We start from the raw sequence: 14,088 nt of genomic DNA on the forward strand, positions 1-14,088 counted from the left end.
TTATGTCACCTGGCTACAAGGATGAGAACGACGCCTCCCACCACGAGGATGCTACCGAGCCATTCACCGATGGACGGACGCTCCTTGAGGACGAGATGCGAGGCGATGAACGTGAAGACGAGCTCGATCTGGCCGACGGCCCGCACGAGAGCTGCATTCTCCAAAGTCATGGCGAGTGCCCAGCCGGCCGAACCCAGCACACTGAAGATACCGACCCAGATCGAGGACTTCCAATTGACGCCGATCTTGCGGAACTGGCCGGGATCGCTGCGGCTGAGATAGACCACCATCAGGACGATCTGGATGGTGTTCATGCAGGCGAGCACCGTGATGCCGCGGGTCATGAAGTCGCCACTCGGTAGCGACTTCGAGGCTTCGCGGATGGTGCCGGCGGCGATGGCGAAGAACAGGCCGGAGAGGATGCCGTACAGCGCGCCCTTGTGGGTGAGGTCGGCAAGCACGTTGCGGATGTTCGTGAAGGAGCCGCGCACGCTCAGGATGGCCACGCCGGCGAGACAGATCAGGATGCCGATCCACGACCAGAAATGCAGCGGCTCGGAGGCGATGAAGGTCGCGAACAGCGCTACGAACACCGTCTCGGTCTTCGAATAAACCGTGCCGACCGCATAGTTGCGCAGCGAGAAAGCGTGGATCATCAGCGACGTCGCGATGATCTGGGCGAGGCCCGCGATCGTGACCAGACCCAGGAAGGCCAGCGACAGCGGCGGCATCTCCCGGCCCGTGCCCCAGACCAGAAAGGCGAGCATGGAGAGAGCCAGCGGGGCGCCATAGAGGTAGCGAATGAAGTTCGCGCCATCGACGCTCAGCACGCCACGAATCTTCTGCTGCATCGTCGTCCGGATATTCTGAAACAAGGCTGCAGCGATCGTGATCGGTATCCAGAGCGGCACGGCGTTTCCCCCTAACCGGGCGAGTGTATGGTGTCGTTCGCGCCGCGTCTGCGGCATAGTTTTCCGCGATGCGGCAAACACTGGCTGCCGGGCTTGGGAGAGACGAGAGAATGTTCGACACGATCCTGAGCAGCGCGATCCGTGCATTGCCGGTCTTCGCGGCTCACCTTGCCGTGACCTTGCTTATCCTGGTCGCCGGAGTGCTCGTCTATCAGGCCCTGACGCCCCAGAAGGAAGGTCGGCTGATCCGCGAAAATAACGCTGCGGCCGGCGTCGCCTTCGGCGCAGCCATCCTGTCGCTGGCCCTGCCGCTCGGCATGTGTCTGGCGCGCAGCGTCAGCATTCCCGACATCATCGTCTGGGGCGTCGTCGCGTTGATCGTCCAGCTCGGAACCTTCTTCGTGGCGCGTCTGGTCTTTCACGATTTGGTGGCGCGTATCGAAAGGGGTGAAATGGCCTCGGCCGCAGCGCTGGGCGCGACGCATCTTTCGGTGGCCATCATCAATGCAGCAGCCATTGCCGGGTGACCGGCTGCGATGAGCGATACGCTGAAGCGGTTCCTGCTCTGGATCGCAATCGTTGCCGCACTCTATGCGATTGCAAAGATCGTCGAGGTCGAAGATCTCGACGGTCCGCGACGACCATTGCCGCCACCTTCGGCGCAACGACCGCCCTGGTCGAATCCGACGCCGGCCCCGCCGCCGACCGGGCGGACACCGGAGCGACCGGCATTCGATATCCGTGTGCAGGATGCGACGGTGCAGGGCGACTCGATCGGCACCGCCTTTCAGGTCGCGCCGCGGACCTGGATAACGGCGCGGCACGTCGTCGACACCTGCAAGCGGTCGTTTATCCGGGTGCAGGGCAAGTGGCAGGAAATCCAGAGCGTCAGGATGCACGACGTCGCGGACGTGGCCGTGATCACGTCCTCTCAACCCGACAACGCGCCACAAATCGGGCTGACCGACCGCCTCCCGGTGATGGACCAGGAAGGCTTTCACTATGGCTTCCCGCGAGGCATCCCGTCGTCGCTCTACACACGCTTCGTCGGCATGGCACGGATCCGGCCCGGCCGCCTTGGGACGCCGATCGTCAGTGGCTGGGTTTGGGCCGAACAAGCACGGTCGCCTTCCTCAACCGGGTCGCTGGGGGGCATGTCAGGTGGACCGCAGGTAGACCGTACCGGCGCGGTTCAGGGCATTACCGTTCTGGAATCTGAGCGGACCGGGAGGGTGACGACGGCACCCAGTCAGAGAGCGAAAGAACTCCTGCCGGCCCAGGTCTCCTTTGTTGCGGCCGGTGGGACAACCATCACCCCCAGCGACTATGCCCAGCATGGTGCCCAGGTTCGTGATTCGGGAGCGGTGGCTTTGGTGTTCTGCTCGTTCAAGGGGAATACGCGGCCACGGAGCTGAGCTAGGCATCAGCCGCCATCGTCGCTAGAGTTCCGGCCGGTTCAGATCAGGCGGAGACAAGGTGAAAATGGCCAAGAAGAAGCAACCCACGCTCCATCCCAATCCGACCTTCGACAAGTCGAAGATGCCGAGCCGGTATACGACGGTCGGCCCCGAGCGGGCGCCACATCGGTCGTATCTCTACGCCATGGGCCTCACCGAGAAGCAGATCGCCCAGCCGATCGTTGGCGTCGCGACCTGCTGGAACGAGGCGGCGCCCTGCAACATTGCGCTCAATCGCCAAGCCCAGGCCGTGAAGATCGGCGTGGATCGCGGCGGCGGAACGCCTCGCGAATTCACTACCATCACCGTGACCGACGGCATCGCCATGGGTCACCAGGGCATGAAGTCCTCGCTGGCCAGCCGGGACCTGATCGCCGACTCCGTCGAACTCACCATGCGCGGCCATTGCTACGACGCGATGGTGACTCTTGCGGGTTGCGACAAGTCGCTGCCCGGCATGATGATGGCAATGCTGCGCCTCAACGTGCCGTCAGTGTTCATGTATGGCGGCTCGATCCTGCCGGGCAAGTTCCGCGGCAAGGACGTTACGGTCGTCGACGTTTTCGAAGGCGTCGGCATGCATGCGGCTGGCAAGTTCTCCGATGCCGACCTGCACGAGCTGGAATGTGCCGCCTGTCCGTCGGCGGGCTCCTGCGGCGGCCAGTTCACGGCCAACACCATGGCCTGTGTCTCCGAAGCGATCGGCCTCGCGCTGCCGGGCTCGGCCGGTGCGCCGGCGCCCTACGAGACGCGCGATCAGTATGCCGAAGCCTCGGGTGAGGCAGCGATGAACCTCTTGCGCCTCGGCATCCGCCCGCGCGACATCTGCAGCCGTGAAGCCTTCGAGAATGCCGCGGTCGTCGTCGCGGCAACCGGCGGCTCGACCAATGCCGCCCTGCATCTACCTGCGATGGCCCATGAATGCGGCATCAAGTTCGACCTGCACGACGTCGCCCGTATCTTCAAGAAGACGCCGTACATTGCCGACCTGAAGCCCGGCGGAAAGTACGTCGCCTTCGATCTCTACGGGATCGGCGGCATTCCGGTCGTCATCAAGGAACTGCTCGATGCCGGTCTGCTGCACGGCGACGTGCTGACGGCGACCGGCAAGACGCTGGCCGAGAACCACAAGGACATCAAGTTCCCGGAGAACCAGGATGTCGTCTATCGGGTGAAGGATTGCATCACGCCTACCGGCGGTGTCGTGGGTCTCAAGGGCAACCTGGCGCCGGACGGTGCGATCGTGAAGGTCGCCGGCATGCAGCGCCTCGTCTTCACTGGCCCGGCGCGCTGCTTCGACAGCGAAGAGGCAGCCTTCGATGCCGTCGTGAAAGGCAAATTCAAGGAAGGCGAGGTGCTCGTCATCCGCTACGAAGGCCCCAAGGGCGGCCCGGGCATGCGCGAGATGCTGTCGACGACGGCCGCGCTCTACGGCCTGGGTGTCGGCGAGAAGGTAGCCCTGATCACCGACGGCCGCTTCTCCGGCGCAACGCGCGGCTTCTGCGTCGGACACATCGGGCCCGAGGCCCAGGTCGGCGGCCCAATCGGCTTGCTCAAGAATGGCGATATGATCACCATCGATGCCGTGAAGGGCAGGCTTTCGGTCGATCTCTCCGAGAAGGAACTGAAAAAGCGCGCCAAGACGTGGAAGCCCAAGAAGAACGGCTACACGGCGGGCGCGCTCTGGAAGTATGCACAGCTGGTCGGCCCCGCGGTCGACGGGGCAGTGACCCATCCCGGGGCGAAGAAGGAAAGCCACACCTTCGTCGACATCTAGGGAGGCGAAGATGCAGCGGAAAGCAGTCGGTCGGCGAGCCTTCGTCGGAGCGGCGCTTTCCGCTCCCTTCCTGGGAGCAGCGGGCAGGGCGCAGGCGACCTGGCCGACCAAACCCATCCGCATCGTCGTTCCGTTCAATCCCGGCGGCGCCATCGACGCCTTGGTCCGCGTCATTGCCGACGGCCTTTCGACGAAGCTCGGCCAGCAGGTGCTGGTCGACCCGAAGCCCGGCGCCAATACCATCGTCGGTTCGGAGATCGTCGCGAAGGCACCGCCCGACGGCTACACCTTCCTGATCACGACCAACTCGACGCACACCAACAATCCATCGCTCTACGCCAAGCTGCCGTTCGATCCGGCCAAGGATCTGGTCCCGGTGTCGCTGGTATCGCTGGGCACCATCCTTGTCCTGGTGAAGGCCGATGCGCCGTTCGACGATCTTCGCGGCATGGGCGCCTGGGTGAAGGCGCTCGGTCGACCGGCAACCTATGGAAGCTGGGGCATCGGCTCGAGCGGTCATCTCTACGGCCTGATGTTCGAGCGCGCTCTGGGTGGCGCCTATAGCCATGTCCCGTATCGCGGCGATGTTCCGGCGCTCCAGGATGTTGCCAATGGTGGCTTGGATATTACCTGGGCGAGCCCGACCAGCGCCAAGCCACAGATTGCGGCGGGCCGCGTGAAGCCGCTCGCGGTTGCCGGTGCCAAGCGCTCGGCGTCCGTACCCGACGTCAGCACCTTTGCCGAGCAACTGGTCGCGGGGTTCGATCTCAGCCTGTTCGTTGCCGCCTATGCGCCGGCCGGCACACCAATCGACATCGTCGACCGGATGCAGCAGGCGATCAGGGCCGTGATCGACGAACCGGCTGTCGCCCAGAAGATGGTGGAACAGGGACAGACACCCATCGGATCGACACCGGCCGAACTCACCGCCGTACTGAAGCGCGAGACGCCGATCTGGGCGGAGCTGATCCAGCAATCCGGCGCCAAGGTCGAGTAGGGAGCGAAGCCGCATGAGCACGACTGATATCGGTTCGGCCTATTCGCTCAAGCCTCCGACCCACAATGCGAGGCTGACCGAAGTCGGTCGCGGCACGCCCATGGGCGAATTGCTGCGACGCTACTGGCATCCTGTCGGCATGAGCAGCGATGCCGCCGATACGCCACGGCCTGTGAAGATCCTGGGCGAGGAACTGATCCTCTTCCGCGATGGGCAGGGGCGAGCCGGGCTGGTCTACCCACGCTGCTGCCACCGCGGCACGACGCTCTACTACGGCAAGGTCGAGGAGCGCGGCATCCGCTGCTGCTACCACGGCTGGCTGTTCGACATCGAAGGTCATTGCCTCGAAATGCCGTGCGAGCCCAATCCGACCGGCGCGCAGTGCCAGCGGGTGCGGCAGCCCTGGTATCCGGTCGAAGAGCGCTATGGCCTGGTTTTCGCCTATCTCGGACCGCCCGACAAAAGGCCAGTCCTGCCACGCTACGAATGCCTCGAGACGTTGGAGCCGGGAGAGTTCGTCGAAGCCGACGATTCGAGTATCGGCAGCGGCGGCATCGTCATCGCGCCGTGCAATTGGTTGCAGCATTTCGAGAATGTTGTCGATCCCTACCATGTACCGATCCTGCACGGGACCTTCAGCGGCCCCCAGTTCGTGGAGCAGATGGCGGCATTTCCCAAGGTAAAATTCGAGTATGGCCGCCAAGGCGTCAAATCGACGTCGATCCGACCGGGACCGGACGGGAAGAGGTTCCGCCGCGTTACCGAAGCCGTCGTGCCGACCCTGCGCGTCGTGCCGAACCCCAGGGTGGCGCAGTACGGCATGGTCGAGTCGATCGGCTGGACGCTACCGATCGACGATACGCACTACCGCATCTATGTCGCCGGCCGCGTGCGCGAGAAGGGCGAACTGGCCAAATTCAAGTCGCGCTACAACGGCAAGGCCTGGGCCGAGCTGACGGCCGCCGAGCACCAGAAGTTTCCCGGGGATGTCGAAGCCCAGGTTGGACAGGGACCCATCACCTTCCATTCCGAGGAGCATCTGATGTCATCGGATCAGGGCGTGTCGATGCTCCGTATCCTGCTCCAGAAGCAGATCGACATCGTAGCCGGCGGTGGCGATCCAATGGGCGTCGCCTTCGACGAAGCAGGCGCCTACGTCAAATTCGATGCGGGCCAGTACCTCGACGAGGCATCAGCGTAGGTCGGCGCCAATGGCGGCCTCGACGGACGAGAAGCCGTCGCGCAACAGAAGAGCCGCAAGTTCGTCCTTGATGCGCCGGATGAGCGGCGGCCCCTCGAAAACCATGGCCGAGTAGAGCTGAACGAGGGTCGCGCCGGCACGAATCTTGGCATAGGCGTCGGCCCCGGAGCCGACACCGCCGCAGCCGATCAAGGGGAACTGCCCTTCGACCCGCTGCGCCGTCCGGCGCAGGACTTCCGTCGACAGGCTGGTCAGCGGAGCGCCGGACAGGCCGCCGGTCTCGTTGCGTCGGGGCGACTGCAGCGACGCTGGCCGCGATAAGGTCGTATTGCCGACGATGATGCCGTCGAGCCTGAGCTCCCGGCAGACGGCGACGATGTCGTCGAGATCGTCTTCGGTCGCGTCCGGTGCAATCTTCACCACCAGCGGCACCGGCTTGGCGGCGATTGCGTCCTGGACGCGCTTCAGCAGCCCAGCCAGTTCTGTACGGCCCTGCAGGTTGCGCAGCCCCGGCGTGTTGGGGGAGGAGACGTTGCACACGAGATAGTCGGCATAGGGCGCCAGCGCCACGCAGCCCGTGACATAGTCGGCCGCACGGTCGGTGCTGTCCTTGTTGGCACCGACATTGACGCCGACGAAACCGCGACGCGGGCGGGTTGCCAGCCGCGAACGCGCGGCTTCGAGGCCCTGGCCGGGGAAACCCATACGATTAATCACGCCGCGATCCTCGGCCAGCCGGAAGAGGCGCGGCCGCGGGTTTCCCGCCTGCGGCCGCGGCGTCACGCTGCCGATCTCCACCAGCCCAAACCCCAGCTTCAGCATCGCGTCGGCGACCTCAGCGTTCTTGTCGAAGCCCGCGGCGAGACCGATGGGGTTGGGCAGATGTCGCCCCCAGATACCTACACGGAGCGACGGCGGGTCATCGCGACCATCGCCGGGCGTCAGTCCGCTCTTCAGCGCCCGCAACGCAAGCCCATGCGCGGCTTCCGCATCGATGCGGGAAAGGACGAGATCGATCAGGGAATACCAGACAGCCATTTCCGTCTGGGTATCAGAGATGCCCTGTGGAGCGCTTGAAAGAGCGCGGCGATCCTAGCGCCGATCCATGCCGCCACCGTTGGGCCGCAAGGCCGGCGAGTCGGAGAACACGACCATGAACAGTTCGCGAAACGCTTCGGCGATCCGCGGGTCGGTCGGGCCGGTCGCGGGTGTCCGGACAGAGGCTTGCGACATAGTCATGTCGTTGCGGCAGTAGACGGCAAAGACACTGAAGATGCCGGTCTGGGCGGGCTTGAAGCGCGTCGTGCCTCGGCAAATGCTGTCACCGCCGAGATCGTTCGCCGGGTTTGCGACCAGATAAAGCCTGTAGTCGGGCCGGGGCGGCTCGGCCGGCTTGTCGTAGGTGAAGGTCAGGGCAGGGCGGGGCTTCGCCGCCTGCATCAAGGGCAAAAGATCCCGCGCAACTGTCGCCGGGTCGACGCCGGGAAACAGGTCGCCAGCCAGGATAACCTGGAAGTTCTTGTGATCGGTCGCGGCGAAGAATTCGCTGTAGTCGTACTGCACCGCGTACCAGGTGTCGTTGATCGCTGCGGCGTAGACCGCGCTTGGAATGGCCGCGATTGCGAACAAGGCGGCAGCGAGCTTTTTCCTAAGGCGCATGACGGTCTCCTTCACGCAGCACCGGCTGATACTACGCCTGCCGCGCGATCCTGCTCAGTCACATTATTGCGCGCAGACGCTAAACGTCCAAGTCCCTGGCAAACTTGGCATTTTCCTGAATGAAGGCGTAGCGCTTCTCGGGCTTGCGGCCCATCAGGTCCTCGACCAGGGTACGCGTGCGCATCTCCTCGCGGCGGTCGTCGGAATTGGCGGCCGTCGGCACGTCGACCTTCAGGAGGACACGCTTGGACGGGTCCATGGTCGTCTCGCGCAGATGGACCGACTGCATCTCGCCCAGCCCCTTGAAGCGCGTGATGTCGGCCTTGCCGCCGAACTGCGTGCGGACCAGCTCGTCCTTCTGTGCGTCGTCCTGGGCATACTCGGTCTTGCCGCCCTTGCTGATGCGATAGAGCGGCGGCTGGGCCAGGAAAAGATGGCCATTCTCGATCAGCTTCGGCATCTCGCGATAGAAGAACGTCATCAGCAGCGATGCAATGTGGGCGCCGTCGACGTCGGCGTCGGTCATGATGATGACCCGCTCGTAGCGCAGGCGGTCGTCGTTGTAGTGGGCGCCGGTACCGCAGCCCAGGGCCTGGATCAGGTCCTGCACTTCCTGGTTTTCGCGCAGCTTGTCGGCGCTGGCACTGGCGACGTTCAGGATCTTCCCACGGAGCGGCAGGATCGCCTGCGTCTCGCGGTTGCGCGCGGCCTTGGCCGACCCGCCGGCCGAATCGCCTTCGACCAGGAAGATTTCGGTACCGACCGAGGCCGAGCTGCTGCAGTCCGCGAGCTTGCCGGGCAGGCGGAGCTTGCGTGTCGCGGTCTTGCGCTGCTGTTCGCGATCCTGTCTCCGGCGAAGCCGTTCCTCGGCCTTGGAGATCACGTGTTCGAGCAGCACGTTGCCGGCTTCCTTGTCGCCGGTCAGCCAGTGCTCGAAATTGTCACCGATAATCGTCTCGACCAGCTTGGTTGCCTCGACGCTGACCAGCTTTTCCTTGGTCTGGCCTTGGAACTGCGGCTGCTCGATAAAAACAGAGACGAGGCCGGCCGCGCCATCCAGCACATCGTCGGCCGTGATGACCGAGCCCTTGCGGTTGCCGGTAAGCTCGGCATACCGTTTGAGGCCACGCACCAGCGCGCTGCGGAAACCGGATTCATGCGTGCCGCCTTCGGCCGTCGGCACCGTGTTGCAGTAGGAGCGGACGAAGCCCTCTTCGTCGCTCGGCCACCACACAGCCCATTCGACCTTGCCGCCGGCCGTGCCGTTATTCTCGCTCTTGGCCTCGCCGGCGAAGGGCTGCGGCACCACGGTGGCCCGCTCGCCGATTTCGGACGTCACATAGTCCTTCAGGCCGCCGGGGAAGTGGAAAGTCTCTTCCGCAGGAATCTCACCGCTTTTGGGCAGCAACGACTGGTCGCATTTCCAGCGGATCTCGACGCCGCGGAACAGGTACGCCTTGGAGCGAACCATGCGGTAGAGCCGCTCCGGCACGAACGCCTGCTTGCCGAAGATTTCGGGGTCGGGATGGAAGGTGACCGTCGTGCCACGCCGGTTGGGGGCAGGGCCCGCGGACTTCAGCTTGGTCGTCGGCTTGCCACGCGAGAAGGTCTGCACCCACGCCTGACGGTCGCGTGCCACCTCGACAATCAGTTCGTCCGACAGCGCGTTGACAACCGAGACACCGACACCGTGCAGGCCGCCCGAAGTGGCATAGACTTTGTTGTTGAACTTGCCGCCGGAATGCAGCGTGGTGAGGATCACCTCGAGCGCTGACTTGTTCTTGAACTTGGGGTGGGGGTCAGTCGGGATGCCGCGGCCGTTGTCGCGGACCAGGATGCGGTTGCCGGCGAGCACTTCCAGCCAGATCGTATCGGCATGGCCTGCGACAGCTTCGTCCATCGAGTTGTCGAGCACTTCGGCCACGAGGTGATGCATGGCCCGTTCGTCGGTGCCGCCGATGTACATGCCGGGGCGCTTGCGGACGGGCTCAAGGCCCTCCAGCACCTCGATATCGCGCGCGGTGTAGGAGTTTTCCTTGGCCGCGGCGGCACGCTTGCCGCCCCCCGACCGATCGAACAGATCGCCGTTCTTTGCCATGCCTGCTTCTTTAGTTTCGCGGCCGCGCGAGGGGATCGCTTGGTGGCCGATAGCGCATGGGTATGGTAGCAAAATCGCCTGAAATCAACCATATCCGGTGGGAATTCAATGTCAGAAAGTCGCCGCGATCCGATCGTAAGGACCGTGCCACAGCCCGCCGATATGAACGGAAATGGCGATATTTTCGGCGGCTGGGTGCTGTCGCAGATGGATATTGCAGGCGGCGCGCTGGCAGCTCGCAGGGCCAAGGGCAGGGTGGCGACGGTGGCGATCACCGCTATGACCTTCGTCCAGCCGATCAAAGTGGGAGATATGGTGTCGATCTATGGGGATGTCGTGAAGGTCGGGCGGACCTCGATCACCATTGCGCTGGAGACCGTCGTGCACCGTCGCCATGACGAAACCGACCTGCGCGTCACCCACGGTACCTTCGTGTTCGTGGCGATCGACGACGAAGGCAAGCCGCGCCCGGTGCCGCAGGATGTGGCGGCGTGAGGCGGCTGCTCGCCCTGATCCTTTCGGTCGCTGTCCTGCTGTTGCCGGCCGCCGCAATGGCGCATCCGCACCTCTGGGTGCAGCAGCTCGTGCGGGTGGTCGCCAAGGACGGCAAATATACACACGTCGAGATCGAATGGCGGTTCGATCCCTTTTCGAGCGAGGTCGAAATCCCGCTGATCGACGAGGACAAGGACGGCAAGTTCTCCGCCCGCGAGATCAAGCTCCTGTCGGACGACATGATGCCGGAACTGTCGAAAGTCGGCTTCATGAGCTGGATCAACACCGGCAAAAAAGACTTTCGCCCCTCCAAGGTGGCGCAGTTTTCAGCCCGGGTGGACGATCCCGCGAGTTTCACCTTGCCGGACTGGGATCGCTCGGCCGGCGACAACGGCGGCATGGCGATGCCGCCCAACAAGCGCACCAACAACCCCGAGCCGCCGCGCAAGCAGGGCGCGCGGAATCTGGTCTACGTCATGCGGTTTGCCTTGCCGGAACCCAGCAAGACCGTTTCGATCGCGACCTTCGATCCTGACGACTTCATTCGCATCGAAGTCGACAAGGCTTCGCTCCCGGCCGGCTGCATGCTGGCCAAGCATCCGACCTACAAAGCCGAGTTCATACGAGGCTATCCCGTGTTTGCCGATCTCGTGACATGCCAGCTCCCATGAAGACTGCTGCTTTGCGTTCGCCTTTCCTGTGGATCGGCCTGCTGTTGCTCGCCGCCCTGATTGGCGCCCTGGTGTTCAGCGACAGCGTCGCAGACCTTGCGCGCTACTCGGCGGAATATCAGCGTCGTATCCAGCAGGTGCTCTCGGGCTCGTTGCGCGACATCAAGTCGGGGACGGGCTCCTTCGCCTTGTGGACGCTGGCCACGGTCTGCTTTGGTTACGGCGTCGTGCACACGCTGGGGCCGGGCCATGGCAAGGCCGTCGTGGTGGCCTACTTCCTGGACAGCAGCAAGCCGCGCGCCTGGATCGAAGGGATTTTTGCCGGCGGTTGGATCGCCTTCACCCATACGCTGGCGGCGCTACTCCTCGCGGGCGCGCTCAAGCTCTCCTCGACCGTCGGCCTGCTCGGCGCCCTGCGCGAGGTGCGCAACGTCGAGACAGTGTCCTACGCCCTGATCCTGCTGATCGGCATCTGGCGCCTATGGGCCGGGATCACCGGCCGGCTCCATGAGCATGCACATGGAGAGCCTGACCATGGTCACGGGCATGGGCATGGCCATCACCATGATCATGGCGGTCACGACCATCATCATCACCACGGCCACGAAGCCCCGCAGCGGACAGTTGCCGGCTGGCTGCTGCTGACGGCGGCTGGCATCGCGCCCTGCGCGGGTGCGCTGGTGGTGATCCTGCTGTCGATCGCCCTCGACGTGCTGTGGGCCGGCGTCGTCGGCGTGATTGCCATCGCTCTTGGCATGGCGATCACTCTGGCCGGCATCGGCATGGCCTCGATGGTTGCCCATCGCTTGATCATCGCCGACGGCCGTTCCCAGGAGATCGGTCGTTTCACGGCGATTGCGGCTTCACTGATCGTGATCGCGACGGCCGGCACGCTTCTTTTGGGCTCCCTCGAACGCTTCCTGCGCTGAGGCCGCCCAAGGTGGCCACGAGCGGGGCGCCCAGCCGATCGTCGCGGCCGCTGCTGGGCGTGCTCTTCATGTGCACCGCCTGCGCCCTGTTTCCGATCATGAACGGGCTGGTGAAGTTGCTCGCGGCGACCTACGAGCCGCAGCAGATCGTGTGGTTCCGCATCGTCTCGCACCTCGTCCTGGTCGCGGCAGTCTTCATGCCGCGCATGGGGCTGGGCCTTCTGCGCACGCGGCGCATCGGCACGCAGTTCGTGAGCTCGATCATGATGCTGCTCTCGACCCTGTTCTTCTTCTCGGCGGTGAAGTCGATCCCGGTGGCCGAGGCGATCTCCGTCACCTTCGTGGCGCCGCTCGCGGTGGTCTTGCTGGCCTGGCCGATGCTGGGCGAGCGCATCACGCTGTTCCGGCTGGCTGCCGTCGTGGTGGGATTCGGCGGCGTGCTGATCGTCATCCGGCCCGGAAGCGCCGTCTTCCAATGGGCGTCGCTGCTGCTGTTGTGCAGCGCCATCTGCTATGCGGTCTACCAGATCCTGATCCGGCGGCTGGCCGGCACGGACCATCCGGCGACATCGGTTTTCTATAGTGTGCTGCTGGGTGCCATCATCATGTCGGTCTGGCTGCCGTTCGTCTGGAAGATGCCGCTTTCGTGGAGCGACTGGGCATTGCTGTGCTCGTTGGGTGTCTTCGGTGCGCTGGGACACTACTGCGTGGCCAAGGCGATGACCTATGCTTCGGCGAATTTCGTGGCGCCGTTCAACTATACGCAGATGATCGGTTCGGTGATCGTCGGCTACCTGATGTTTTCCGAAGTGCCTGATTCCTACACCTGGCTGGGAACGGCCGTAATCATCGGCGCCGGACTCATGGTCGGTTGGCAGAGCCGCAGGCCCCAGAAGCCCTAGGCAGTCCTGAGAAACACGAGGAGGAAACATGCCGTATCTCGTCGCCGCCGATCTTCCGGCCGAGCCAGCCGGCATCCGTTTCCGCTCACTCCTCGACCGACCGCGGATCCTGCGCATGCCCGGTACGCACAACGGCATCGCGGCCCTTCAGGCGAGGCGGGCGGGCTTCGAGGCGCTTTATCTCTCCGGCGCGGCCATGTCGTCGTCGATGGGCTTGCCCGATCTCGGCGTTATCACGATCGACGAGGTATGCTTCTTCATTCGCCAGGTCGCGCGCGCCTCGGGGCTGCCGGTGCTGGTCGATGGCGATACCGGCTACGGCGAAGCGCTGAACGTCATGCACATGGTGCGGTCCTTCGAGGAGGCGGGGGCAGGCGCCGTCCATATCGAGGATCAGATCCTTCCCAAGAAGTGCGGCCACCTGAACAACAAGAAGCTCGCGGACGCCCACGACATGGCCGCCAAGGTTGCCGCTGCGGCCAAGGCGAGGCGTAACCTCGCGATCATCGCCCGCACCGATGCTGCGGCCAGCGAGGGAATCGACGGCGCCGTCGCCCGGGCGAGGCTCTACCTGCAGGCCGGCGCCGACGCGATCTTTCCCGAGGCGCTGACCAATGCCGACATGTTTCGGGCCTTCGCCAAGGCCATGCCCGGCGTGAAGCTGCTGGCCAACATGACCGAGTTCGGCCGCACGCCATTCTTCACTGCAGGCGAATTCGAGGCGATGGGATATCGCATGGTGATCTGGCCGGTCTCAGCGTTGCGGGCCGCCAACAAAGCGCAAGAACGGGTGTTCGCCGCGCTCCAGAAAGATGGCGGCACGCAGAAGGTCGTGGACCAGATGCAGACCCGACAGGAACTCTACGACACGATCGGCTACCACCAGTACGAAGCGCTGGATGCCTCGATCGTGAAGACGGTCGTTCCGCAAGGCATGCCGCAGCGGGATTAGACGGCGTACCGCTGGGAGAGGCGAGGGCTGTCCGTAATA

At 64.3% G+C, this 14,088-nt stretch carries 14 protein-coding genes; 10 read left to right on the forward strand and 4 right to left on the reverse strand.

The annotated features are described in order from the left end of the window. Window positions 1-5: 5 nt before the first annotated feature. Window positions 6-911: a DMT family transporter gene (locus BN60_RS10205; protein ID WP_020695940.1), complete on the reverse strand. Its 906-nt coding sequence runs from the start codon at window positions 909-911 to the stop codon at window positions 6-8. 110 nt (window positions 912-1,021) lie between these two features. Between BN60_RS10205 and BN60_RS30320 the strand changes: the two genes are divergently transcribed. The 5 genes from BN60_RS30320 (at window position 1,022) to BN60_RS10230 (ending at window position 6,343) form a co-directional block, all read left to right on the forward strand. Next, entirely contained in the window at window positions 1,022-1,438 is a 417-nt protein-coding gene (locus tag BN60_RS30320; protein WP_020695941.1) for a DUF350 domain-containing protein, read from the forward strand. 9 nt (window positions 1,439-1,447) lie between these two features. Then, window positions 1,448-2,326, forward strand: a complete 879-nt coding sequence (locus BN60_RS10215) for a S1 family peptidase (protein ID WP_083856051.1) — start codon at window positions 1,448-1,450, stop codon at window positions 2,324-2,326. 67 nt (window positions 2,327-2,393) lie between these two features. Then, window positions 2,394-4,145: a dihydroxy-acid dehydratase gene (ilvD, locus tag BN60_RS10220; RefSeq protein ID WP_020695943.1), complete on the forward strand. Its 1,752-nt coding sequence runs from the start codon at window positions 2,394-2,396 to the stop codon at window positions 4,143-4,145. 10 nt (window positions 4,146-4,155) lie between these two features. Continuing rightward, window positions 4,156-5,142, forward strand: coding sequence for a Bug family tripartite tricarboxylate transporter substrate binding protein (locus BN60_RS10225; RefSeq protein WP_020695944.1), 987 nt, complete (start codon window positions 4,156-4,158; stop codon window positions 5,140-5,142). Window positions 5,143-5,155: 13 nt separating this feature from the next. Then, a complete protein-coding gene (locus tag BN60_RS10230; protein ID WP_020695945.1) occupies window positions 5,156-6,343 on the forward strand; it encodes a Rieske 2Fe-2S domain-containing protein in 1,188 nt (395 codons plus the stop codon). Here BN60_RS10230 and BN60_RS10235 read toward each other — a convergent pair. From BN60_RS10235 to parE, 3 genes are all read right to left on the reverse strand, one after another. Then, the gene (locus BN60_RS10235; RefSeq protein ID WP_020695946.1) at window positions 6,335-7,381 is read right to left on the reverse strand and encodes a quinone-dependent dihydroorotate dehydrogenase; all 1,047 of its coding nucleotides are present in this window, start codon (window positions 7,379-7,381) and stop codon (window positions 6,335-6,337) included. The two genes, BN60_RS10230 and BN60_RS10235, sit on opposite strands and share 9 nt — an antisense overlap. A 54-nt stretch (window positions 7,382-7,435) precedes the next feature. Then, entirely contained in the window at window positions 7,436-8,002 is a 567-nt protein-coding gene (locus BN60_RS10240) for a hypothetical protein (protein ID WP_020695947.1), read from the reverse strand. Window positions 8,003-8,081: 79 nt separating this feature from the next. Continuing rightward, entirely contained in the window at window positions 8,082-10,100 is a 2,019-nt protein-coding gene (parE, locus tag BN60_RS10245; RefSeq protein ID WP_020695948.1) for a DNA topoisomerase IV subunit B, read from the reverse strand. Between the two features lie 108 nt (window positions 10,101-10,208). Here parE and BN60_RS10250 point away from each other — a divergent pair, with 108 nt between their 5' ends. From BN60_RS10250 to prpB, 5 genes are read left to right on the forward strand one after another with little or no spacing between them, the layout of a single operon-like run. Further along, entirely contained in the window at window positions 10,209-10,595 is a 387-nt protein-coding gene (locus tag BN60_RS10250) for an acyl-CoA thioesterase (protein WP_020695949.1), read from the forward strand. Continuing rightward, the gene (locus BN60_RS28780) at window positions 10,592-11,266 is read left to right on the forward strand and encodes a DUF1007 family protein (RefSeq protein WP_020695950.1); all 675 of its coding nucleotides are present in this window, start codon (window positions 10,592-10,594) and stop codon (window positions 11,264-11,266) included. The genes BN60_RS10250 and BN60_RS28780 overlap by 4 nt, the downstream gene beginning before the upstream one ends. After that, complete coding sequence (locus tag BN60_RS10260) at window positions 11,263-12,195, forward strand: nickel/cobalt transporter (RefSeq protein ID WP_020695951.1); 933 nt, start codon at window positions 11,263-11,265, stop codon at window positions 12,193-12,195. The genes BN60_RS28780 and BN60_RS10260 overlap by 4 nt, the downstream gene beginning before the upstream one ends. Window positions 12,196-12,206: 11 nt before the next feature. Then, window positions 12,207-13,097: a DMT family transporter gene (locus BN60_RS10265; protein WP_020695952.1), complete on the forward strand. Its 891-nt coding sequence runs from the start codon at window positions 12,207-12,209 to the stop codon at window positions 13,095-13,097. A gap of 28 nt (window positions 13,098-13,125) precedes the next feature. After that, on the forward strand, window positions 13,126-14,049 hold the full coding sequence (prpB, locus tag BN60_RS10270) for a methylisocitrate lyase (protein ID WP_020695953.1): 924 nt from the start codon (window positions 13,126-13,128) through the stop codon (window positions 14,047-14,049). The last annotated feature ends 39 nt before the right edge of the window (window positions 14,050-14,088 follow it).

The sequence above is a fragment of the Reyranella massiliensis 521 genome (genome assembly GCF_000312425.1).
GTDB lineage: Bacteria > Pseudomonadota > Alphaproteobacteria > Reyranellales > Reyranellaceae > Reyranella > Reyranella massiliensis.